The organism is Microbacterium sp. F01 (assembly GCF_056156365.1).
In genome coordinates this window covers 3,398,727-3,423,242 of record NZ_CM149592.1, presented here as the reverse complement: position 1 = coordinate 3,423,242, position 24,516 = coordinate 3,398,727, and the positions used below count along the sequence as shown (strand labels likewise).

Sequence of the window (24,516 nt, the reverse complement as noted above, 5' to 3'; positions counted from 1 at the left end):
GCGCCGGGTCAGCGCGCGAGCAGCTCGAGCGCGGCCATCGCCGCGTTGTGCCCGCCGAGGCCGCTGACCGCGCCGCCGCGGCGCGCACCCGAGCCGCACAGCAGCACGTCCGGGTGCTCCGTCGCGACGCCCCAGCGCTCGGCGGGAGTGTCGAGCGGCTCGTCGCCGGAAGCCCACGGCCACGAGAGCGGGCCGTGGAAGATGTCGCCACCGACCATTCCGAGCGACTGCTCGAGGTCGGCGGTGGTCCGCGCTTCGACGCAGGGCGCGCCGTCCGGCGCCTCGTAGACACAGTCGGCGAGGGGCTCGCCCAGCACCGCGTCGAGCGAGCGCTGGGCCGCTTCGAGGAGCGCTGCGCGCGCAGCATCCGTGTCCCATCCGTCGAGGAGGCGGTGCGGTACCTGCAGGCCGAAGAGCGTCAGTGTCTGCGCACCCGAGCCGCGCAGCGCGGGCCCGAGGATGGTGGCGTCGGTGAGGGAGTGGCAGTAGATCTCGGCGGGGAGGGGATCAGGGATGCTGCCGCCCGCCGCTGCCCGGTACGCGTCGTCGAGCTGGGTCATCGTCTCGTTGACATGGAAGGTGCCGGCGAACGCGGCCTCGGGTGCGACGCGGTCGTCGTGGAGGCGCGGGAGCCGCTTCAGGAGCATGTTGACCTTCAGCTGCGCGCCCTCGGGTGTGGAGGAGTGGGCGAGCGGGGCGCCCGCGCCGCCGGCCTCGAGCAGGCGCGCGAGCACGGCGGGGCCGACGCCGCTCAGCACCAGTCGCGCGTGCACGGGTCCCCCCTCGGCGAGCGTGATCTCGCCGTCCGGCGTCACGGCGGTCACCTCGGTCGCGGTGCGCAGCTCGGCGCCCGCCTCGGTCGCGGCGCGCGACAGTTCGGCGGTCACACGGCCCATGCCGCCCACGGGCACGTCCCAGTGCCCGGTCCCGCCGCCGATGACGTGGTAGAGGAAACAGCGGTTCTGCCGCAGGCTCTCGTCGTCGGCCGCGGCGAACGTGCCGATGAGGCCGTCCGTGAGAGCGATGCCGCGGGCGATGTCGGTGTCGAAGGAAGACCGGAGCACGTCGCCCAGGGGGCGCTCGAAGAGGTCGGACCAGAGCCGGTCATCGCCGAGCTCCGCCCGCACCTCGCTTTCGCGATGAAGGGGCTGCGTCATCGTGGGGAAGAGGAGCCGCGCGACGGGGGCGACCCGGTCGGAGAAGTCGGCGAACCGCCTCGCTTCGCCGGTGCTGCCGGTGACGCGGGCGAACGAGTCGGCGGTGGCCGCAGCATCCGCCGTATCGATCAGGATCCCGCGCGACGGGCTCGCCGGATCGGGCGTGTAGGAGGAGTAGCGGCGTCGGAGGAGGCGGATGTCGAGTCCGAGGTCGTCGATGATGCCCTGCGGCAGCAGGCTGACGAGATAGGAGTAGCGCGAGAGCCGTGCGTCGACGCCCGCCCACGGCCGCTCCGACACCGCGGCGCCGCCGACGTGGTCGAGTCGTTCGAGGACGACGACCGAGCGTCCCGCGCGGGCAAGGTATGAGGCGGCGACGAGCGCGTTGTGACCGCCGCCGACGATGGCGACGTCGTAGCGGGAGGGGCGGGCGGCAGCGACCATGCGCACCACGCTACCCAGCCGGTCGCCCGTCCACGCGATGTCGTGTGTCGTCCGCCCCCGCCCGGAGGTCGGACGTCGCCGCCGGTTCGTTACCGTGGAGGGCATGAGCCTCGAGCACGACCTCGAATCCCTTGCCATCGACATCGCCCGCGAAGCCGGGGAGCTCGCGCGGACGCGCCGCGAGGCCGGCGTCGCGATCGCCGCGACGAAGACGGCACTCGCCGACATCGTGACCGAGGCCGACCGCGAGGTCGAGGCGCTGATCCGCGCCCGGCTGATGGCGGCCCGGCCCGACGACGGGTTCCTCGGCGAGGAGACTGGCGGCGACCGCGGGGCGAGCGGTGTGACGTGGGTCGTCGATCCGATCGACGGCACCGTCAACTACGCCTACGGGGTCCCGTCGTACGCCGTCAGCATCGCCGCGGTGCAGGGCGAGCCGACGCCGGACCAGTGGGAAGCGCTGGCCGGCGTCGTCTACACCCCGGTGCTCGGCGAGATGTTCCACGCCGCACGGGGCGAGGGCGCGTGGCTGGGCGTGAACCGGCTCGCCGTCAACCCCGAGGTCGGCGGCGCCGGCGCACTCCTCGCGACCGGGTTCGGCTACGACCCGGCGACGCGGCCCGGCGACATCGAGCTCATCGGCCGCGTCATGCCCGCGGTGCCCGCGCGCGACCTGCGCCGCGGCGGGTCGGCGGCGAGCGACCTGGCGTACGTCGCCGCCGGGCGCCTCGACGGCTACTTCGAGCGCGGGCTCGCCCCGTGGGACCTCGCGGCCGGGTCGCTGCTCGTCACCGAGGCGGGCGGCCGATTCGGCCGCGCGCAACCCGACGGCGGACCGCGTGCGCCCCTCGTCGTGGCCGCGACGCCGGCGATCTTCGAAAGGCTTGCGGAGGCCGCCGGACTCTCGTGATGACGGCGTTCTCATCGAATCCTCATGCGACGCGCGTCATGAAATCCGAGCCGCACATGGCATTCCCAGGACCCCCGGGGTAGGGTTTACCCGATCGTTACCTTCGCCTCCCGAACGGCGGAGGGGTCCTTTTGCCCGAAGACCGCCTTGCCGCGAACACCCCCCTCGCGGCACGACCTGAGAGCCCGACTCCGCTTTGCCTTTTGACGCCCCCCAGGCCGGTTCTGCGCCCACGCGCCGCTCCAGCCGACCCTCCGCAGCGCCTGCTCAGGCGACCTCGGAGGCTTCGGGGGCAGGCCGTGCGACAGCACGGCGGCAGGCTGCGAGCACAGCTCCCGAGCGTCCCGCGGTCGTATGGGGTCGTCCCGTGGACGCGAAGCGGACGGATGCTGCAGCCGGCGCTGTCGCGGTGAAGCCCGAGGCGACGACGTACCGGGGCTCGGCTCCTGAGGCTCCTGCGCCGCAGGCGGCTGCTCCGGCTCCGGCCGCGGCTCCCGTGGCCCCCGCGCCGGCGGTCACGCCCGTCGAGCCAGTCGCCCCGGCGCCGTCGTCGGTCGAGCTCCCGGTCGCGCCCGGCCAGGTCATCGCGCCCGTCGCACCTCGAGCCCGCGCCCGTTCGTCCGCGGCCGGCTCGTCCTCGGCCGCGCCCGTCGAGCAGGTGAGCCGACGCGCACGTCGCTCGCACACCGGCGAGCAGCCTGTCGCGGTCGTGCCGCCGATCGCCCCCGTCGCTCCCGCCGAGCCCGAGCGTCCGGCCGCGGCGTTCGAAGCCGAGCTGCCGACCCGCGAGGAGCCGGCGCCGCTGCTCGACGCCGTGCTCGCTCCCGCCGAGCCGTTCGAGCTGCTGGAGCCTGTCGCGATCGCCGAGTCGCCCGCCTCCACCACCGCGGTCCCGGCGCCCGCCTCGAGCGCGACGCCCGCCGAGGCCGCCTCGACGTGGATGGCCGACACCTTCGCGAGACTCCTCGCCGCCGAGACCGCGTCCGCCACGGTGCCCGTCGTCGAGGCCGCCGCACCGCAGCCGACAAAGGCGCCGGCGGAATCGCCGGCGCCCGCCCCGAAGCAGGCCGAGCCGCAGACGACGGCCGCGCCCCGGGTCGCAGCGCCGTCGCAGACCGCCACCACGGCGCAGCCCGCGCAGCCCGTCGCCGACTCCGGTGACTCGCCGACTGCCGAGCCGAAGGCGTCGCGCCCGCGCGCGGAGCGCCCCCGCACCGAGCGGATCGAGCCCCTCACCGGCCCGATTCCCGCGCCCGCAGCATCCGGAGTCGACGAGTTCGAAGCCGCATCCCGCCTGTTCGCGTTCACCGGCGAGACCCCCGTCCAGCAGCCCGCGCCCGAGGCGGAGGCGGAGGCCGAGCCCGAGGCCGCCCCGCACGCGGCGCCCCGCCGGGCCCAGACACGCCGCGGCTCGGCGTTCAAGCGCGTCGCCACCGCGTCATTCTCGGTGGGCGTCTTCGGCATCGTCGGTCTCATGGCGGTCGGCATGACGACTCCGGCCGAAGCGGTTGCGGCCGTCAACGGAACGGATGCCTCGCTCTCGGTGCTCGCGGCGGGCGACGATTCCGTCCCGCTCATCGACGAGGCCGAGATCCAGGCGTACGTCGCGCCCGGCGACGCGCAGAGCGATCAGCTGCAGCGCACCGAGAACTACTCGACGACGACGACGGCGCAGCTCGCGTCCGAGGCCGGCATCCGCAACTTCTCGAACCTGTTCCGCAACAACCCGAACTCGAACATCCAGTGGCCGTTCGCGGTCGGCGTGACGATGTCGTACGGGTTCGGCATGCGCTCCGGTCGCATGCACGAGGGCATCGACTTCACACCCGGCAACGGTGCCCCGATTCAGGCGATCGCCGACGGCACCGTCCGCGTCGCGTCCGAGGCGGGCGGCGCGTACGGCGTGCACGTCATCATCGACCACATCGTCGACGGGCAGATGGTCTCGAGCCACTACGCGCACATGCAGTACGGCTCGCTGCAGGTCAGCCCCGGCCAGCACGTGACCGTCGGCACCATGCTCGGCCGCACCGGCAACACGGGGCGCTCCTACGGCGCCCACACGCACTTCGAGATCCTCGCCAACGGCACCACCGCCATCGACCCGTGGCCGTGGCTGCAGAAGTACACCGACGGGACCCACGCGGTGGGTTGAGTGGTTCGGAAGGATGCCGCGCCTCTGGTATCCTCTTCTAGTTGCCTGCTTGCAGGCAGCACGCCCCGATAGCTCAGTGGCAGAGCACTTCCATGGTAAGGAAGGGGTCGTCAGTTCAATCCTGACTCGGGGCTCGCAGCATCCATTTCGTGACCGTTGGATGTGTTCGGCAGGGTAGCTCAGTTGGTGAGAGCGCACGACTCATAATCGTGAGGTCGCGGGTTCAAGCCCCGCTCCTGCTACAGACAAAAGGCCCGGTAATTCGGGCTTTTTGCGTTGCATCGGTGCGGGCGGATGCTGTTGGAAAGCGCCTTCTGCCCACATCTGCCCACGGAATCCGACCTCACGATTCCAGGGACTGAGGTCGAGGTATCGGCCCCGGTTCTCTCCGCCGCGGTCACTCGCCCTAGTGAGCGTTTCATCAGCGTTTTGTGCCGGTACCTCCATTCTTTTGTCCTGTGGCAGGCGAGGACAGCGGCAATAGCGTCGGGCAAGCGTCGCACTGAAGTGCGGCCGGCCGACCGCGGCAGTGTCACCTGCTGATGTCGCGTCCCTGCGGCGTGCACCCCAGCCGTAACGACCTCGGAGCGACCCCCCCCGATCGGCCATCACCACAAAGGAGTGAGATGTCAGTCAAAAGTGCTCTCAGGGCGGGTGTGACCGCGGTCGGACTCGCGCTCGCATCTACCTTGGTCTTCACATCCGTTGCCGTCGCAGACAGCACTCCAGTGCCCGCGGCCTTGACTGTGCCCACTGTTGCAGTCGGCGATGCGAACCTCGGATTCGAGAGCGGCCTCACTTCGTGGGAAACGACCGGCACTGTCTCGGCTCCGACTGGTGGCGCTCAGAATGGCACTCGCTCCGCTGCTCTCTCAGCCGGCGCGACGGCGAAACTGACCATCACAGGCCTGAAGCAGGGCAGCTACAGCCTCGCGGGATGGTTCCGCGGAGCGGCGAGCAACAACGCCGCAAACGTCACGGTCTCGGCCACCGGCGGACCCGACTCCGTCATGCTCCTCGACGCGAATCTCAGCAGCGGTGCGTGGAAGCAGACCGCTCACCGGAATGTGCTGGTGTATTCCGGTCAGATCACGCTCACCATCACGGCGGGCAGTTCTGCTCTGAGCGTGGACAGCATCACATTCACACTCGATTCCGCAGACGACTCGGTGCCTAACTGGGGATTCGAGTCGGGCCTTGACGAGTGGGATGCCAGCGCCGGGGCGAGCATCGTGTCAGCAGGCGCAGACACCGGCCGGAACGCCGTCAAGCTGGCGGCAGGATCGCAGATCTCCCAGGAGGTCGCCGTCGAGCCGAACACTCGGTACGGATTCACTGTGCGCGCAAAGGTCGACGAACAGGACACATTCTCCACCGAGAAGGTCAAAGACTCGAAGGATCGCATCCGCGGCGAACTCGTGCACCGCGAGTCGACAGGCGACCGGGTGAACATCGGCGTACGGTCCGTCGACGGCACCGTGATCCGCCAGGCGCCGTCCGGAACGGAGGGTTACTCGCTCGTCTCGCTCACCTTCGAGACGGGACCGAACGATCACTCGGTCGTGCTCTACGCCAACACGACCAAGGACGCCGCGTATGACGCATCCGTCACGCTCTGGAACTCGAACGGCACCTATATCGAAGATCCTTGGAGCGGAAATGACGACCACTTCGCGTATGTCGACACCGTCGACCTCTTCAAGATCCACGACGACGAGAACATCCGCGGCGCTGACGTATCGTTCATGCCGGCGATCGAGGACAAAGGCGGGAAATACTTCGCCAACGGTGTGCAGCAGGACGGCCTGAGGATCCTGTCCAATCACGGCGTCAACTCGATCATCTCGATGATCTTTGTGCAGGCCGGCAACACGGTCTACGACAACAACACCCTTGAGCCGATCTACAGCGCGGAACTCGACGACGCCGGCAATCCGATCGAGTACCGGATGATCGACGGCTATTTCGACAAGGTCCACACCACGAAGCTCGCCGAGCGTGCGACCCAACTCGGGATGAGCTACATGCCGAGCTTCCACTACTCCGACGCGTGGATCAGTGCCGGGAAGGCCTATGCGCCGGCGTCGTGGATCAACGTCGATTACGCGGGCAAGCGCACCAACACCGATCTCGCCCACATCAAGTCCATCGTCTACAACTACGTCTACGACTTCATCTCGGGGCTCGTCGACGCGGGCGTCGAGATCGCCGGCGTCAAGCAGGGCAACGAGCAGGACGGCGGACTCATCTGGCCGATCGGGCGCGGCGCCACCTCGGTCGGCCACGCGTCGATCATCGCAGCGACCTGGGATGCCGTCGAGGCAGCCGCGCCCGGAACGGCGCGTTCGGTCCACACCAACAACGGCTACGACACCGCCTACGTGGACAACATCTTCAACGGGCTCGCCGCGAACGGCGCAAAGTTCGACGGAGAGTCGCACTCGCTCTACGGTGGTCGCTCCAGCGGCAACATCATCAAGATGGCGAACGTCCTCAACGCACATCCCGAGCGCCGCTATCACGACTACCTCAACGTTGAGACCGGGTTCGCGTTCACCAAGTACCTGGCGAGCTGGAGTCAGCAGACGGCGTCGATGGGACAGTCGGCCTATTACCGCAACAGCCCCAACGGACAGTACAACTGGCTCCTCGACTACCAGCAGGCAGCGCTGGACACCCCGAATCCGTACGGGCAGACCCGAGGCTTCTACTACTGGGAGACGGACTGGATCCCGACCCCCGGGGCAGGGAGCAGTCAGACCAGCAACGCGACCGTGGCGGGTCGGATCATGTTCAACAACGGCGACACCAGCATCAAAGAAATGGGAAGCACGCGCGCCGGAAAAGCCGGCGACATGATGGACTCGATGTACGCGCACCTCTGGCGCGGACTTCCCAAGGCCAAGCCGGCGAGCGCCTACACGGCCCTCAACTCCGACAACGGGATCTCAGGCGGTGCATACGAGGTGACGCCGACTGCGCCCACGGGGATCTCGCTCGCGGAGGACACCGTATCTCTGACCACGGGGCGGAGCCAGCGCCTCAAGCCGACCATCACACCGGTCGACCAGGTTCTCACCGACAGCACCATCCGCTGGTCGTCCGCTGACCGCGACGTGGCGACGGTGACCCACAACGGATATGTCAAGGCTCAAGGACCCGGGACCACGACAGTCACGGCGAAGGATTCCGCGGGCCACGCTGCGACCGTGACCGTCATCGTCACCGCTCCCTCGCAGGCCACCGACCTCGCCGTCACCGCGGGGGGCACCGCTGTTGCCGATACCGGAACGGTCACGGCAGCAGTGCTCTCCCGCGTCGACCTCACCGCGACGCTGACGGGCGCCTCGGACAAGTCCGTGGTCTACACCTCCTCGAATCCGACGGTCGCGTCGTTCTTCGGCGAGACGTGGCAGACCCCCGTCGGGACGATGCGGCAGCGCACAGACGACTCGTCCAAGGTCCAGGTCAACGTGAAGCGTGCGGGGACGACCACCATCACTGTGGAGTCCGCCGACGGCAGCGCGAGGAAGTCGTTCACACTCAACGCCACCAAGGTGGGGATGACTTCGGTCACGCTCAACAAGACGTCCGCGACCGTGAGCAACAGCCGCACACTGCAGCTGACCGCGACCGTCGCTCCCGCCAATGCGACCCTGTACAAGGTGGCTTGGTCGTCATCCGACACTTCGGTCGCGAAGGTCGACAAGACCGGCCTCGTCACGGCCGTCGGCGTCGGCACGGCGACCATCCGGGCCGAGTCCGACGACGACCCCGCGATGGCAGCGACAGCGGCCATCACCGTGGTGCCCGTGCAGGTGGAAGGCATCGTGCTCAACAAGACCTCCCTCACGGTTCAGACCGGATCGACGAAACCCCTGTCCGCGCTGGTGCTGCCGGAGGACGCCGACAACAAGTCGGTGACCTGGACGAGCTCGGACGACTCGATCGCCACCGTCAGTTCGGCAGGCGCCGTTACCGGCATCCAGGCAGGCAGTGCGACGATCACGGCGACGACGGCGCAGGGCGGATTCACCGCGAGTGCCACCGTGACCGTCCAGACGGAGGAAGTGGCGGTGACCGGGATCACACTGGATCGACACGAGCACTACTTCCGCTCCGACTACTTCTCGTCGGTCAATCCGTCGTCCGTCCCGCCCACCTTGGCAGTCTCGGCGACCATCGCACCGGTCGAAGCGACGAAGGACACGGTCATGTGGAGCTCTGACACTCCGTCTGTGGCGACCGTGAACTCGTTCGGAATCATCACCGCGGTCTCGCCCGGTGTGGCCACGATCACCGCATCCTCCGAGGACGGCGCGTTCACGGACTCGATCACCGTCTACGTCCCGACGATCAGCGACTCGTTCGACAACCGGGCGATCGGCGACACCTGGAACACCGGGCGGGCCGTCAACTACAGCGGCGTCATGGGTACCGCTGTCGCCGACAACGGTGGAGACCAGGTGCTCCGTGCCGGGGTGAGCGGACAGACGGGCGGCCGAGGGGGTGCCAGGTACTTCAACCCCTCGCTGAAGAACGACCTCGTCATCTTCGACTTCGACTGGCACGTCGGAGAGCCCGCTGGATCCAACGGCTCGTTCATCACCATCAACGACAGTTCAGAGAATCGCTACCTCGCCCTCCAGTACGACTGGACAACCGAGCTCGCCTATGCGAGTGGAGGAAAGTCGACCACAACGACCACGAACGTGCCCCTCACCGGCACGACGCCGGTCGGCACCGGCTTCAACGTGAACAACGTCTGGTACACGGTTCACGTCGAACTCGACATGAAGGCGAAGGAGTCCACTTTCACCATCACGCGCAAGGACGACCCCTCCATCACCGCAACGCACACGGTGCCGTTTGCAGCCGAATCGACCTTCACCGGCAACGTCGCGTCCCTGCAATGGTGGACGACCCGCACTCAGGGCGTGTCGATGTCGTGGACCACGATGTTCGACGACATCAACGTGTACAAGGGGGCCCCGGTCGCCAAGAAGGTCGACGTGAACTCGGCCGGCATCCGCTTCATCCCGATCACCGACACCCTGATGACGCAGTTCCAGCTCACGGCATCCGTGGAGCCCGCCTCCATCGATCAAGGGGTCACGTACACATCGAGCGATCCGAACCTCGTGACGGTCAATAGCGACGGACTGGTCGCTCCCGCCCACCTGTACGAATCGCTGAACGATGTCGTCGCTGGCACGACCACGGTGCGGGTCGCCTCCAAAGCCGACCCGACGGTCTATGTCGACGTCCCCGTGACAGTGACTAACGAGATCCGCGCCTCGGAATTCTTCTGGGTCGAGAATGCCGCAGGTGACCACGTCTTCGAGGAAGGCGAGTCCGGCGGGACCGTACCACTCGAGGTGGGTGACGAAGATGCGCTCGTCGCGCATCTCACCGGTGGCGACGGAGATACTGACGTTGCCAACATCGAGTGGACGTCGAGCAACCCCGACGTACTGGAGATCGACCCTGAGACGGGCGAGCTGACCGCGGTGGCGAATGGCCTCGCAACGGTGGATGTCACCGTAGGCCTCTACTCCGGCGAGCCTAAGAAGGCGGCGATCCGGTTCCGGGTCGGACCCGAGCCCACCATCGCCTCGCTCGCGGTGACCAATGCGCCGACGAAGGTGGAGTATGTCGTCGGGGATGAGTTCTCAGCGGACGGACTGGAGATCACGGCTTCGTGGACGGACGGGACGACGACGGTTCTCGCCCCCGACGCCTACGAGCTCACCGGGTTCACGTCCGAGACCGCCGGCACCGTCGAAGTGCAGGTCGCTCTCAAGGCGGATGACTCCAAGAAGACGACCTTCACGGTCACGGTCGTCCCGCCGGTGACGGTCGCCACGTTCTCGAACACAGCGCTGACCAATGCCTTCAGCCACGAGCGCGGTGATCAGGAGATCCGAGGTGACCTCGAGTGCAACTCGCAGGTGCATATCACCGGGACAGTTCGAGTGACGGGCAACGCTCACCTCACCAACAACTGCCGCATCGACGGTGACTTGCTCGTGGGCGGAAAGGTAACCCTGGATTCGACCCCCGTGGTCCTCGGCGACCTCACGGCAGTCGGTGACATCGCTTTCCAATCGACGGCGCGTGTCGGCGGCGACGTGACGACCGGGGGCATGTTCAAGGTGACGGACGGTGTGACGCGCGCGGTGCTGAAGTCGCGGGGCAGCATCGGCGGCGACATCACCGACGGGCAGATTGTCACACCGGTGGCCATCGCGGAATACACGGCCCCTGAACTGCCGTCGGCCACCGCGACATGGGTGCAGTGGCTGAACGGCACCGCAGCGGCGGCGAACGCGCCGTCATGGATGTCAGGGCGGACGCCGGCGCCGGGTTGCACGCTGTCCACGTACAGCGTCAACACATCGAGCATCTCCGTCAGCGGCGACTCCGTGATCGACGCGCGCAAGGCCGCGACTGGCTCGAACTGCAGCGTGGTCACTCTCCAGGCAGTGACGATCGCCCTGTCCGGCGACCTGACGATCGTTGCGGACGGAATCACGACGGTCAACGGCGCGCGTTTCGTGAGCGCTGACGGCAAGGCGCACCGCGTGCGGATCCTGGTACCCGGTGCGCCGCGCGCGGGAGCGGGGGGAATCTCACTCTCGAGCGCGACCACTGCCGACCCGAATGTGACCGTCGATCTCGTGGCTCCGGGGCGCGTCAGCTTGCAGAACGGCGATGACCTCATCGGCTCGGTCTACGCAGGCAGCTTCGCATCTTCTGGGACGGTGCGGCTGAGGTAACCACCTGGAAGGAGGGCGGCCCGGACACACGACTGTCCGGGCCGCGCTCGCTTCCGCAGGAAGGGATCGCCGCCGCTCGCGTCAAGCGCCCCCGCCGAAGACGGTGAGGAGTCGCTCGCGCTCATCGTTGTCGATCAGGAGGACCGATCCGTGTCGCGCGTCGCGAGGCAACGACGCGGTGGTGTCGTGCACCCACTGACCGGAAGCAAGGTCATCGGTGACGTAGAGCTGATAGCCGCTGTACCCGTTCTCGTCGATCAAGAGGTACCAACGCTCGCCCGTGTGGTCGGGAAACGCCGCAGGGCCCTCCGCGTGCCGCAGCTCGGGCTTGCCGATGTCCTCGACGACGGGGACGAAGGTCGGATCCTCGAGTGCACCACCACGCTCCATATAGATGTGCTTCCCGCGGTGGACATCGGAGTCCGCCGTGAGGGAATTGGCCGAGAACCGGTACCAGACGCCCTGATCCTGAAGGAACGTAGCGTCAATCACCGAATGACCCGGGTCGAAGTAGGTCTCTGTCGGGCCGAACGTGCGAAAGTCCGTCGTCGTCGCCGCGAGAAGCCGCTGATGGGCGCGTTTCCCTTGCGGATCGGTCGAGTCAGCGGACCGCGAAGCCCAGATCATCAGCCACGCCCCGCGCGGCTCGGACCAGAAGGCTTTCGGAGCCCACGTGTTGCCGGCATCCGCGGGAGCAACCTCTATGAGGTCCGGCCGGGACCAGGAGACCAGGTCGGATGACTCCCAGATCACGACTGACAGGCTTCCCGATTGCGTAGCGCGCGCCCAGTCCTGATCGGGGAACACCCGCAGGTCTGTGGCGAGGACGACGAAGCGTCCGTTTCGTGTGTCTCGGATGAGGAACGGATCGCGTGCACCTCGTTCGCCGACATCGTTGACGAGGATCGGTCGTCCTGCGTTTAGTTCGGTCCACGTCGTGGGGTCGTCGACACCGCTCACGGCGAACCGGATCTGCTCGCCGTCGTCCGTGGTCTCGGGGGTGAAGTAGGCGAGAAGGTAGGCGCCGCTCATCGGTACTGCATCTCCCAAAGCTGCTGATATCGCCCGGCCCGGGCGAGAAGCTCGTCGTGTGATCCGGCCTCCACGACCCGACCCCGGTCGAGCACGACGATGTGGTCGGCGTTGCGGATCGTGGATAGGCGATGTGCGACGACAAAGGTTGTCCGGCCGAGCATCAGACGATCGAGCGCTTCTTGGACCTTGCGCTCGGACTCCGAGTCCAGCGCGCTCGTCGCCTCGTCGAGGATCAGGATCCGAGGATCGCGGATGAGAGCCCGGGCGATCGAGATTCGCTGGCGCTGCCCGCCCGACAGGCGCGCGCCGCGCTCGCCGACGACCGTGTGCCACCCCGCGGGCAGTTCGTCGACGATCTCGAGTGCGTTCGCCTGCACCAGCGCGTCGCGGACCCGCTCGTCGGACACATCGCCCAAGCCATACACGATGTTGTCGCGGATCGAGCCCTCGAAGAGGACCGACTCCTGCGGCACGACGGATACCCGCCGACGCACCGTGCGGAGGTCGAGGTCATTCATGTCCTGGCCGTCCAGCAGGATGCGACCTGACGACGGCCGGACGAACCCGAGCATCGCGTTGACCAGAGTCGACTTGCCGGACCCGGAGGCGCCCACGAATGCGATGGTCTGCCCAGGATCGACCTCGAGAGTGACGCCGTCCACGGCCGCTCTCGGCTCACCTGCGAAGCGGACGCGAAGGTCCTCGAGCCGATAGCTGCCGCTGACGTCAGAAACCTGCTTCTTTCCCGCGTTCTGCTCTAGATCGGGTTCGTGGAGCACCTCGGCGATCGATCGCACTGACTCGCGTCCACGCGCGACGATCGGCATGAAGCTCAGCACCGTCAGGACGGTGCCGGTGAGCGTGGTGAAGTACGTTCCGAGGAGCACGACGTCCCCCGCGCTGATGGGGAGCACCTGTGCGACGGAGAGAGCGCCGGCGCCGAGCAGGCAGCCGATCGCGAGTAGTTGCATGGTGACCCAGCTGAGCGCGCCGAATTGGCCGTTGACCAGATCGAGGCTCAGTCCGCGCGCACGAACCCCTTCGGCGTCGTCGGCGACGCGCTCGTACGCGACATTCTCAAGGCCATGCGCGCGGGTGATCGGCATCAAGGTCGCCATCTCGCCGACGCGCTTCGAGTACTGCTCCATTTGCAGCCGGAACGCCTCGTTCGTGCGGTGGGAGCGGCGTCGCATGATCCACCACACCCCGATGCCGCACGGGATCGTCAGGACGTATACGGGCAGAAACTGTGGGACCGTGAGCGCCGTCATCGCGATCGCGCCGCAGAAGACGACGACAGCCGATCCGAGCGGGTTGCCGATCTGCCCATACATGAGCTCGATGTTCTCGACGTCACGCACCACCTTGCTCTGCATGACCGCCGCGCTCGTGCGGCCGTAGTAGCCGATCGACAGCGTCTGCAACCTGGCAGTGACAGCATTGCGCAGCGTGACGGCGATTCGGCGCACGATGCCCATGTAGAGGCGGGTGAAAAGGATGTGCATCGGATAAACCTGCACAAGCAGTGCCGCACTCACGAGGGCGAGCACACCGATCGATGCCAAGGGGCCTCCCGCGACGACGATGTCGATCGCCTGGGCGGTGATGACCGGAAGCAGCCAGATGGGGCTGTCCTTGACGAGGAAGATCGTCGAGATGCCGAGGAGTCGCCAACGGAACGGGCGAAGCAGGCCGAGCAGGGCCGAGCCCGGACGGGTGGGGTCGAGCTGGACCTCCGCGGCGAGGGATGACGTGGTCATCTTGGGGCTCCCGGTCGGCGTGACTCACCGTCACGAGGGTCAAGTCCCGTGGCGTGGTGTCACTTCTGTTGTTGCCGATGGTGGGTGATGGTCAGGCGGTGAGGTACAGCTCGGTGCGGGCGGGCTCGGTGTGTTCGTGCAGGGAGTGGATGAGCTTGCGCATTGAGATGTCGGAGAAGTAGCGGCGTTCGCCGTATTGCCACTCCTCGTGCTGCTCCTGCAGAACAGCGCCGATGAGGCGGGTCACGGAGTCGCGGTCGGGGAAGATCTGGACGACGTCGGCGCGGCGTTTGATCTCGCGGTTGAGCCGTTCGATCGGATTGTTGGACCAGACCTTCTGCCAGTGCTCTCGAGGGGTCGAGGCGAAACCGGTGAGGTCTGGCTCGGCGGTTTCGAGCATGGCGGCGATCTCGGGGAACGACCCGCGGAGGCTGTCGGTGACGGCCTGGTACTGGGCGAGCACGGCCTCCGGCGTGGTCTGCGCGAAGATCGTGGTGATCAGCGCGTTGACCGGCTTGGAGCGCGCGGATCCGATCTTCTGGGTGACGTTGCGGGCGAAATGGACTCGGCATCTCTGCCAGCCAGCTCCGGGCAGGATCGCCTTCACCGCTGCTTTCAGGCCGGCGTGCGCGTCGCTGGTGACCAGGGCGACCCCGAGCGGGTCGGCGTCGGTGGCGACCTTCAGTCCCCGGTCGCGGAGGCTGCGGAGGAACTCGGTCCAGAAGTCGGTGGTCTCCGCGTCTCCCAGCGCCATCCCGAGGATCTCCCGGCGGCCCTCGCCGCTGACGCCGGTGGCGACGACGAGGGCTTGGGAGACGACCCGGCCGCGGTGGCGGACGTCGAGGTAGGTGGCGTCCAGGAAGAGGTAGGGGAACCACGTGTGGTCGATCCGGCGGTGCAGGAACTCCTGCACGGCCTCGTCGATCTCACTGCAGATCCGCGACACCGTCGACCGGCTGATACCGGTGTCGTTGCCCAGCGCCCGGATCAGCTGGTCGACCTTGCGAGTGCTCACCCCGTCGATCCAGGCCTGGCAGATCACGGCGTAGAGCGCCTTGTCGACCCGGCGGCGCGGGTGCAGCAACGACGGGAAGAACGATCCCTCCCGCAGCTTCGGGATCGCCAAGTCCACCTCCCCGGCCGGGGTCGCGAGCGTCTTGGGGCGGGTGCCGTTCCGCCGAGTGGTGCGCTCCGGGGTGCGTTCGTGCGGCGCCGCGCCGATCTTCACCGTCGCTTCCGCGTCGATCAGGTCCTGCAAGCCGGCCTGCAGCATCCGGCGGAACACGTCCGAATGAGCGAGCTCCGGCTCGGCGAGGACTTCGGCAATCAGGGTCGTCAAGGCAGACTGGTTCTGGGTCATCGTGGGATCACTTCTTTGCTTCTTGGCGGAAACAACTGGTCTCCCACGATGGCCCTCCTACGTCAACGACGACGAGGACCCCGTGGGAAGTGACACCACGCTATGAGACGCACCCGTCACGAGTGTGTGGCGTACCGCGGAGGCGACGCGGCTTGGGAGGGGCGGGATGCTGCATGCTGGGGGTTCCGAGCCAACGCGCGGCTCCGGCGATCCACGCTATGCCTGTCAATGCGCGCCCGACATGGCGAAACAGTCGAAATGCATGGACGTTCCGCTCGATGTGGCGGCCACTGCGGCGGCGTCGTCCGGCGCGATCGTGGCGTCAGCGGATCGTCCTCACATCTCGTCCGATCGTGCTTCGGCCCGCCGATGCGACCGACTAGGTTCATCAGGGTGACTGCGAGGTTCGATGCCGCCGCTGCCGACCCATCGCCGCGTGCGGAAGAGAGCGCTACGACGCCCGTGTCCGGCGCTCAGTATCAGCTCAGGGCCGGCGATGCGGAGGCCGTCATCGCCTCCGTCGGGGCATCCATCCGTGTCCTCCGCGACGCCCACGGTGATCTGGTGGTTCCTTACGAGGCCGGTGAGATGCGGCCGGCCATGCGTGGTGCCCTTCTCGCGCCTTGGCCCAACCGCACGGATGGCGGCCGCTACGAATTCGCCGGCGTTGTTCATCAGCTGCCGATCAACGAGCCCGAGCTCGGCAACGCCGCTCACGGGTTTGCCGCATGGCTGGACTTCACCGCGGTGGAGCACCGCGAGAGCAGACTGACTCTGGTCGGCACGATTCAGGCGCAGGCCGGCTACCCCTGGCGGGTACGACTGGAGGTCTCCTTCGTGCTCGACTCTGACGGTCTCACGCAACGAGTGACAGCCGTCAACGAAGCACTCGATGCGGCTCCAGTCGGACTGGCCGGACACCCTTACCTTGCAGCCGGGGCCGTCGCGGCGGGTGCGGCCGATGAGTGGTATCTCGAGCTCCCGGCTGATGATGTGATGCTCGTTTCCGCTGATCGGCTCGTGCCGATCGGGGTCGAGTCGGTCACGGAGCGCGACGGAGCGCTCGACTTCCGCGCGGGACGGATCATTGGACAGGCCGAGCTCAACCACGCCTTCGGAGGCCTCCGGCGTGACTCCGACGGTGCGGCGCGCGTCCGCCTGACGGACCCCAGCGGATTCGGAGTCGAGGTGTCAGTAGGTCGATCGTGCCGATGGATCCAGGTCTACACCGCGGACGCCGCGCCATCGGCCGACCGCCGCCACGCTGTCGCTGTCGAACCCATGACCTGCCCGCCCGACGCGCTCAACTCGAAGCTCGATCTGATGGTGGTCGAGCCGGGGGCCAGCTTTGAGGCGGAGTGGGGCATCCGCCGCCTTACGGCGCATGCGCCATGACTGACGGCAGATCGTCGACCCGCCGGGGAGCGGGGCGGCTTCGCGAACCACGCCCGCACCGGTCAGGCGGGCGCGAGAGACTCGAAGTCTGCCTGCTGCCGGAATTCTGACGGGCTGACGCCGTTGACCGCCCGAAACTGCCGGGAGAAATAGAGCGCGTCGTCGTAGCCCACCGCTGCAGCGATCTGCGTAACCTTCATGTCGGTGGTGAGGAGCAATTCGCGCGCGCGCGCGCTGCGGAGTCGCTTCAGGTAGTCCACCACTGACGTCTTCGCCGACGCGCGGAAGAGCGCCGAGAAGTGCGAGGTGCTCAAGCCGGCCATCGCCGCGAGTTCGGGGACCGAGAACGTCGTGTCGAGGTTGTTGCGGAGGTACTCCTGCACCTGGCGGATCCGGTCGTGTGTGGCACCCGCGCCTCCCAGGCGGCTCGCGGTGATCATCGCGAGAACACGCCACGCGGCGCCGGCAGCGATGACCAGCATCGGCATCGTCTCGTCCTCCTCCAAGGCGGTGACCACCTCCTCGAGCGACTGGACGGCGGAGTACACGTCGCGCAAACGGATAACGTGCCCATCGTCATCTCTGAGGATCGCGGCAACGAAGTCGTCCGCGTCGTCGCCGGCGACGTGCACCCACCAGATCGTCCATGGGTCTTGGCGATCGGCCTGGTAACGGTGGCGGATTCCCGGAGCGAGCACGACGGCATCTCCGCGCTCCACCCGCTCGGGACTCTGGCCATCGACCTGAACCCACCCCACCCCGTCCGTGCAGATCATCACGACCGCCTCTCGCGCGCCGTGTGCCCGCGCGCGACCGTGCATCGCGGCGTGAGGGAAGTAGCCCGCATCCGTCACGAGGAAGCGGCGAACGACCAGCTCGTTCCGCACCGCTTTCACGACAGGTCGGGGTAGGACGCGCAGACGCTGGCCGAGAAATCCTTCGTGGACGTACACAGCCACAGAATAGCCGAACTCTCCGTCATCGTTTCGTCTATCTGATGCGCGCAGATCGTCCTACTGGGAGCGGGTTCTCTCGTCGTAGCGTCGGACATATGTGCTCGTCGTCGCGCATTCGCGTCGACGACGTCGTGTCAATCTGAGGGAACCGATGACCATCGATACCACCACTCGTCCGGCGACCGAGACCGAGACTTCGCCGTTCGTCCTGCCGGAGACGCCCGAGGAGCTGCGTGCTTCGCTCGAGGCCGGAAACGCCGTCGCCTGGTATGAGCCAGTCGAGATCGCGACGTACGAGCCGCACGATCCGTCGACGTTCCCGATGTACCTGGATCAGCGCGTCTATCAGGGCTCCAGCGGCCGGGTCTACCCGCTGCCGTTCACGGAGCGCATCGCCTCTGCTCCGACGATGCGGCGATGGAACGCGATCCACATCGAGAACCGCTACATCCGGGTGATGATCCTCCCCGAACTCGGCGGTCGCATCCATGTCGCCTACGACAAGTCGACAGGCTACGACTTCTTCTACCGCAACAACGTGATCAAACCCGCGCTGGTCGGTCTCGCCGGAGCGTGGATGAGCGGGGGAGTGGAGTTCAACTGGCCCCAGCACCACCGCCCTGCGACCTTCCTCCCCGTCGAGTCGACGATCGAGCCTCACGACGACGGAAGCGTCACGGTCTGGTGCAGCGACAACGATCCGTTCGCGCGGATGCGCGGCACCCACGGCGTGCATCTCGGACCCGACAGCTCGACGATTCGGCTGGACGTCCGACTGCACAACCGCACCAGCCTCTCCCAGACGTTCCTCTGGTGGGCGAATGTCGCCGTCCGCGTGCACGACGACTACCAGTCCTTCTTCCCTGAAGACGTACGGTTCGTCGCAGACCACGCCCGGCGGGCGATCACAGCGTTCCCGCGTGCCGACCGGCCCTACTACGGCGTCGACTATCAGGCACGCGCCCTCGATGAGCCGGGGGCCGATCGCATCGACTTCTACCGCAACATCCCTGTGCCCACCTCGTACATGGTTGTCGACACCGACCACGAGTTCTTCGGTGGCTACGATCACCAGGCAGCCGCCGGGTTCGTCCACTGGGCAGATCGACGTGTCGCCCCGGGCAAGAAGCAATGGACATGGGGCAATGCGCCCTTCGGTCACGCGTGGGATCGGCTGCTCACCGACGCGGATGGGCCATACGTCGAACTGATGGCCGGCGTCTACACCGACAACCAGCCCGACTTCTCCTGGCTTGCGCCGGGGGAGTCCAAGCGGTTCAGCCAGTACTGGTATCCGATTCCCGCGATCGGCGTGGCACACGAAGCCTCGCCCGATGCAGCAATCCACGTGGAGCGGGGCGCGACCTTCGCGGCGGCCGTGGCGGTCACTTCCCCGCAGCCCGCCGCCCGACTCGTCGTAGTGAGCCCAACATCCGGTCAGGTCTTCGAGGCATCCGCGGATCTCACCCCCGGTGTGCCGTGGCAGGTCCCGATCCCTGTCTCCTACGAGGCAGGGACGGCCGTGAAGCTCGTCAGCGTCGATGGGACCACCCTCGTCGAATGGCGAGCTCCCATGGTCGTCGACGAGCCCTCCGAGCCGTGGACCGCGACCGCGCCGCCTCGGCCCTCCGACGTATCGAGCGTGGACGAGCTGTTCTTCATCGGTCTCCATCTCGTCCAATACCGGCACCCGAGCCGGTCGCCATTGCCGTACTGGAAGGAAGCTCTCCGACGCGATCCCTCCGATTCACGCGTCCTCACCGCGCTCGCCGAGCTGGAGCTGCGCGCAGGCGAGTACGAGACCGCTCACGCCTACGCCGAGCGAGCGCTCGCGCGCATCACCGGCCGCAATGCGAACCCCCGTCACGCCGAGACGCTCTACCTGCTCGGGTTGATCGAATCTCGACGGGGGAACGAGCACGCCGCGCGCGCGGCCTTCGCGAAGGCCTCGTGGGACGCCGCCTTCGTCGCTCCGGCGGGCCTCGAAATGGTGCGCCAGTCGACGCGCAACGGACATCTCGCGGAAGCCCTCCACGACCTCGACGACCTCGACGCCGTCGCCGCCGACGACCGCCGCCGCGGGCCACTTCGCGTGGTGATCCTTCGACGGCTCGGCCGTCATGTCGAAGCGGATGCGGCCCTCGCCGGGCTTCTCGCGCAGGAGCCGCTGAATCCGACCCTGCGCTATCTGTCCACAGGCGTGCTCCCGACCGATGGTCATCTCGTGCTCGATGTGGCGCTCGAGCTCGCGCAGGCCGGCGAGTTGGAGAGCGCCCTTGATGTGCTGGCCGCCGCAGTCGACCTCGGTGCGAGCGGGGCAGGCAACGTGGGCCCTATGGCGCGCTACCACCGTGCGGCGATCCTCGATCGGCTGGGTCGCACTGCGGATGCCGCGTCGGAGCGCGCGGCCGCCCGCTCGGCCGACCGGCGCTGGTGCTTTCCGGCTGGACTCGACGACCACGACGCGCTGGTCGCTGCGGTCCGGGCAGAGGATGATCCGGTCGCGGCGTCGCTTCTGGGAATGCTGCTCTACGACGTCAGTCGTCGGCGGGACGCCCTGTCGCTATGGGAAAACGCGATTCGTGCAGGTGTCGAAGACGCGTTGCTGCATCGAAATGCCGGTCTCGCCAGCTACAACGTCGCGCACGACGATGCCAGAGCGGTCGCACACTACGAACGCGCGCTCGAGATCGACCCTGACGATGCCCGCCTCCTGTTCGAACGCGATCAGCTCGCAGCACGAGTCGGCGAGACTGACGGCGAACGCGTTGCCCGACTCGGAGAACGCTTCCACGTCGTCGCTCAGAGGGACGACCTGGTCGTCGAGTACGCGGAACTCCTGATCCGCACGGACCGGGCTGTTGAGGCCCTTGCGCTCATCGAAGGACGAAGCTTCCAACCGTGGGAAGGCGGTGAGGGCAGAGTGCTGGGAGCATGGGACCGTGCCCGCGCCGCGCTCCGGCTCCCGATCGCGGACCCGCCGCTGAGCCTCGGCGAGGCGCGCCCGCTCTACGAGGCGCCTGTCGCGCGTCGGGCGGACGGCGAGATCGACTACTTCGCGACCAGCCTCCCTGACCTGCTTCTGTTCTCGAGAGGCTGAGTCGTGTGAAAAGCGATTCATCCATACGCGGGCGCAGAATCGTTCTGCCGGACGCCCTCGCGGCCGCCGTATCGTCACAGTGTGTTCGAAGCGGAACAGAGGGTGCGCAGCAGCGAAGAAGTTCGTGCACCGCAGTGGTTCCACCTCCCACGCGCACGTCAATTCACACCTGAGCATCGACCCGAAGTGCCCGTCACAACCACTACTGGAAAGAGGACACCGATGTCCGCACACCCTCGCGCTCGCCTTGCTGGTGGCGCTCTCGCCCTGACGACGGCGATCGTCCTCGCCGGCTGCACCGCCGGCGGCGGTGCAGCCGGAGACGCCGACGGTGCCACCACCGTCACCGTGATGTATGCGACCAACGAGTTCACGCCCGAGTACATCGCCGCGTTCGAGGAGGAGAACCCCGACATCAAGATCGAGTTCCTCGAGTACGACGAGAACCGTCTGAACGCCATGCTCACCGCCGGCGACCCGCCGGACTTCGTGCGTGGTAGCCCGAGCGCCAACCTGTTTGCTCGCGGTCTTGCCGCGCCGCTCGACGACTACATCGCCGACAGCGACGTGATCAAGGAAGACGACCTCCTCCCCGTCAACGACCTGTGGCGCTGGGACGGGAAGAAGCAGGGTGAGGGCGCCCGGTATGGCGTCGTCAAGGACTTCAGCCCGGACAACACCCTCTGGCAGAACGAGGCCCTTTACCAAGCCGCCGGTGTGGAGCCACTCAGCACCACAGAGCCCGCTGACTGGGACGACGTGCTGGCGACCGCAAAGGAGTTGAAGGCAGGCGGCGTCGAGATGCCGCTCGGCATCGAGTGGCAGTGGGGCATTGCAGGAATCCTCAACACCATGGTGCAGCAGCAGGGTGGGCAGGTGTTCTCCGACGACTTGACGACGATCGACCTGCAGTCGCCGGCAGCGCTGCGTGCCATCCAGTGGTTCATCGACTACGGCCAGGCTGAGGTCGGCCCCACGTCGCTCAACCCGCTCCCCGACAACCAGGACGCGCCGTCCTACCTCGCCGGCAAGATGGCCACCACCAAGGACGGCTTCTGGTTCGGCGGCAACCTGGCATCGGAAGACGGGGCGACCGTTGCCGAGACCTCCTCGCTCGTACCCGCTCCCACGTTCGGCGAGCGGCTCAGCCCTGCCCTGGGCGCCGTCGGCGCATGGATTCCGGTCGGCTCTGACGCCAAGGACCAGGCGTGGAAGGTGATGGAGTACTTCATGGCCGGCCAGCCCGCGATCGATCGTGCCTCGAGCGGCTGGGGTCTCCCGGCTCTGGATTCGCTGTGGGAGTACATCCCTGCTGACGAGCCCTACCAGCAGCAGTCCATCGAGGTCGCGCGGGAAGAGGTCCAGCACATCGCGCCCCTGCAGGACTCGCCGTACATCACTGCTTCGCAGTGGAACGGCATCCTCGATCGTGAGATCCAGGCGGGCATCCAGGGGACCAAGACCGCCGAGGAGATCGCCAAGACCGTCGAAGCCGAAGTGAACCCCCTGCTCGCGCAGGGCAAGGACCAGCTCGGATGACTACCGAAGCGATGACCACCGTGTCGTCGTCAGCGGCGGCCGCGGCCGCGGGTACTTCTACCCGCGGCCGCGGCTGGCGCCGCTATCGTGCGCGCACCTTCTACCTCTTCGCGTCGCCATGGATCCTCGGCTTCGTCTTCCTCACACTCGCGCCGATCCTCTATGCGCTGGCGGTCAGCTTCACCAACTACGACGGGGCATCACCCCTGTGGCGCTGGGTCGGCTTCCGCAACTACGTCGAGCTGTTCACCTCGAGTCCCGCGGTATGGGAGAGCCTCCTGCGGACGTTCGTCTACGCGCTCATCGTCGTTCCGCTGAGCGTCGCGGGCGGACTGTATCTGGCCGTCCTGGTGAATCGTCGCATCCGCGCGCGCGGAGCGATCCGAGCCATCTTCTTCCTGCCATCCGTGGTCCCGATCGTTGCCACGGCCATCATGTGGCGCCTGATGTTCAACCGCGACGCCGGATTCATCAACGGCGTGATCGTGCTCCTCGGCGGTCAGAAGCAGGCGTGGCTTGCCGATCCGCTCTCCTTCTACGCCCTGATCATCATGTCGCTCTGGGGCCTCGGCGGCGGCATGATCATCTGCTTGGCGGCTCTGCAGGATGTACCGGCCGAGCTCGAGGAAGCCGCCAGGATCGACGGCGCCGGAACATGGCGCGTGATCTGGAACGTCACGATCCCGATGATCTCACCGGTGCTGTACTTCCTCGTGATCACCGGCATCATCGGTGCCCTGCAGGTGCTCGTGCAGCCGCTGCTGCTCGTCGAGACGAACAAGATGGCCCAATCGGCGCTCGTGCCGCAGAGTTCGACCCTCTACATGGTCCACGTCTACAACGAGTTCTTCACCAACCATCGCTTCGGCTTCGGTTCCGCGATGCTGTGGGTGTTCTTCATCCTCATCCTCGTCCTCACGCTCGTCATCCAGAAGATGAGCAAGCGATTCGTCTACTACAACGTCGACTCCGACAACTCGAGCGAGCGCTGAAAACCATGAGCCAGCAAGACACACTCAATCCGATCGCCCCCGTGGAGGCGCCCGCAGCCGTGCGCGCACCGCGCCGCCCCCGGCGGACCCGCACCCCCCAGGAAGGCCAGAAGGCCTCCGTGTGGGTGTACATCGCCGTGGTCATCGCGCTAGCGCTGTTCGGCATTCCTTTCATCTGGATCCTGCTGACTGCGTTGGCCACCCCGCAGCAGTTCGCGGAAGGCGCGCTGGCGCTCCTCGACCTCAGCGCACCCGCGTGGTCCAACTTCGTCGAGGCGGTGACCCGCATCGACTTCGGTGCCTACACAGTCAACACGATCTTCCTGTCGACCATCACCGCGGTTCTCACGACACTGAGCAGCGCCACCGTCGGCTTCGCGTTCGCCCGACTGCGCGCTCCCGGGAAGAATCTGCTGTTCACGATCATCCTGGCCACGATGCTGATCCCATCGATCGCGACCCTGATTCCGACCTACATCCTCTTCGCCCGCGTCGGTCTGGTGAACACCTACTGGCCATGGGTGCTGTGGGGGATCGCCGGCACTCCGTACCTGATCTTCCTCTTCCGGCAGTTCTTCAGCGCGATCCCGATCGAACTCGAGGACGCAGCGATCATCGACGGGGCCGGATGGATACGCAGCTACATCTTCATCTTCCTCCCGCTCGCCCGTCCGGCCATCCTCACGTCGCTGCTGCTGTCGTTCACATGGACATGGGGCGACTACCTGGCTCCTGCGTTGCTGCTCAATCTGAAGAACACGACGCTCGCGGTCGCGACGGCCGCGGGATATCTGGATCCTCGGGGTGAGGGCATCGTGACCGTGCAGGCGGCGGGGGCGATCCTTTACCTGCTTCCCGTCGTCGTCGTCTTCCTCTTCACACAGAAGTACTTCATGGGTTCCGGTCTGGGCTCATCCGTCAAGGGCTGACCCGC

Annotated in this window: 13 protein-coding genes and 2 tRNA genes; 10 read left to right on the top strand and 5 right to left on the bottom strand. The window is 67.1% G+C overall.

The genetic code is table 11. The features are described 5' to 3' along the window. Positions 1-8: 8 nt before the first annotated feature. Positions 9-1,601 carry a phytoene desaturase family protein gene (locus tag ACVN90_RS15755; protein ID WP_475099151.1) on the bottom strand — a complete coding sequence of 531 codons (1,593 nt, stop codon included), beginning with the start codon at positions 1,599-1,601 and terminating at the stop codon, positions 9-11. A gap of 103 nt (positions 1,602-1,704) precedes the next feature. Here ACVN90_RS15755 and ACVN90_RS15750 point away from each other — a divergent pair, with 103 nt between their 5' ends. From ACVN90_RS15750 to ACVN90_RS15730, 5 genes are all read left to right on the top strand, one after another. Further along, complete coding sequence (locus ACVN90_RS15750; protein ID WP_475099150.1) at positions 1,705-2,511, top strand: inositol monophosphatase family protein; 807 nt, start codon at positions 1,705-1,707, stop codon at positions 2,509-2,511. Between the two features lie 367 nt (positions 2,512-2,878). Then, the gene (locus ACVN90_RS15745; RefSeq protein WP_475099149.1) at positions 2,879-4,666 is read left to right on the top strand and encodes a M23 family metallopeptidase; all 1,788 of its coding nucleotides are present in this window, start codon (positions 2,879-2,881) and stop codon (positions 4,664-4,666) included. Between the two features lie 62 nt (positions 4,667-4,728). After that, positions 4,729-4,800 (top strand) — tRNA-Thr (locus ACVN90_RS15740). A 34-nt stretch (positions 4,801-4,834) separates the two neighbouring features. Then, positions 4,835-4,908, top strand: a tRNA-Met gene (locus tag ACVN90_RS15735). Positions 4,909-5,226: 318 nt separating this feature from the next. Then, entirely contained in the window at positions 5,227-11,445 is a 6,219-nt protein-coding gene (locus ACVN90_RS15730) for an Ig-like domain-containing protein (RefSeq protein ID WP_475099148.1), read from the top strand. Positions 11,446-11,526: 81 nt separating this feature from the next. Here ACVN90_RS15730 and ACVN90_RS15725 read toward each other — a convergent pair whose 3' ends face one another. From ACVN90_RS15725 to ACVN90_RS15715, 3 genes are all read right to left on the bottom strand, one after another. Further along, on the bottom strand, positions 11,527-12,477 hold the full coding sequence (locus ACVN90_RS15725; RefSeq protein WP_475099147.1) for a glycoside hydrolase family 43 protein: 951 nt from the start codon (positions 12,475-12,477) through the stop codon (positions 11,527-11,529). Continuing rightward, positions 12,474-14,240: an ABC transporter ATP-binding protein gene (locus ACVN90_RS15720; RefSeq protein WP_475099146.1), complete on the bottom strand. Its 1,767-nt coding sequence runs from the start codon at positions 14,238-14,240 to the stop codon at positions 12,474-12,476. The genes ACVN90_RS15725 and ACVN90_RS15720 overlap by 4 nt, the downstream gene beginning before the upstream one ends. A gap of 91 nt (positions 14,241-14,331) precedes the next feature. Further along, on the bottom strand, positions 14,332-15,600 hold the full coding sequence (locus ACVN90_RS15715; protein ID WP_475098597.1) for an IS256 family transposase: 1,269 nt from the start codon (positions 15,598-15,600) through the stop codon (positions 14,332-14,334). A 393-nt stretch (positions 15,601-15,993) separates the two neighbouring features. Between ACVN90_RS15715 and ACVN90_RS15710 the strand changes: the two genes are divergently transcribed. Further along, positions 15,994-16,995 carry an aldose 1-epimerase family protein gene (locus ACVN90_RS15710; RefSeq protein ID WP_475099145.1) on the top strand — a complete coding sequence of 334 codons (1,002 nt, stop codon included), beginning with the start codon at positions 15,994-15,996 and terminating at the stop codon, positions 16,993-16,995. Between the two features lie 62 nt (positions 16,996-17,057). Here the strand turns inward: ACVN90_RS15710 and ACVN90_RS15705 are convergent, their stop codons facing one another. Continuing rightward, positions 17,058-17,849: an AraC family transcriptional regulator gene (locus ACVN90_RS15705; RefSeq protein ID WP_475102139.1), complete on the bottom strand. Its 792-nt coding sequence runs from the start codon at positions 17,847-17,849 to the stop codon at positions 17,058-17,060. 253 nt (positions 17,850-18,102) lie between these two features. On the opposite strand from ACVN90_RS15705, the gene ACVN90_RS15700 reads away from it, so the two are divergent. The 4 genes from ACVN90_RS15700 (at position 18,103) to ACVN90_RS15685 (ending at position 24,511) form a co-directional block, all read left to right on the top strand. Next, positions 18,103-21,051, top strand: coding sequence for a DUF5107 domain-containing protein (locus tag ACVN90_RS15700; RefSeq protein ID WP_475099144.1), 2,949 nt, complete (start codon positions 18,103-18,105; stop codon positions 21,049-21,051). Between the two features lie 222 nt (positions 21,052-21,273). After that, positions 21,274-22,590, top strand: coding sequence for an extracellular solute-binding protein (locus tag ACVN90_RS15695; protein ID WP_475099143.1), 1,317 nt, complete (start codon positions 21,274-21,276; stop codon positions 22,588-22,590). Continuing rightward, positions 22,587-23,582: a carbohydrate ABC transporter permease gene (locus ACVN90_RS15690; protein ID WP_475099142.1), complete on the top strand. Its 996-nt coding sequence runs from the start codon at positions 22,587-22,589 to the stop codon at positions 23,580-23,582. Before ACVN90_RS15695 ends, ACVN90_RS15690 begins: the two co-directional genes overlap by 4 nt. 5 nt (positions 23,583-23,587) lie before the next feature. Beyond that, on the top strand, positions 23,588-24,511 hold the full coding sequence (locus ACVN90_RS15685; RefSeq protein ID WP_475099141.1) for a carbohydrate ABC transporter permease: 924 nt from the start codon (positions 23,588-23,590) through the stop codon (positions 24,509-24,511). Positions 24,512-24,516 lie beyond the last annotated feature (5 nt).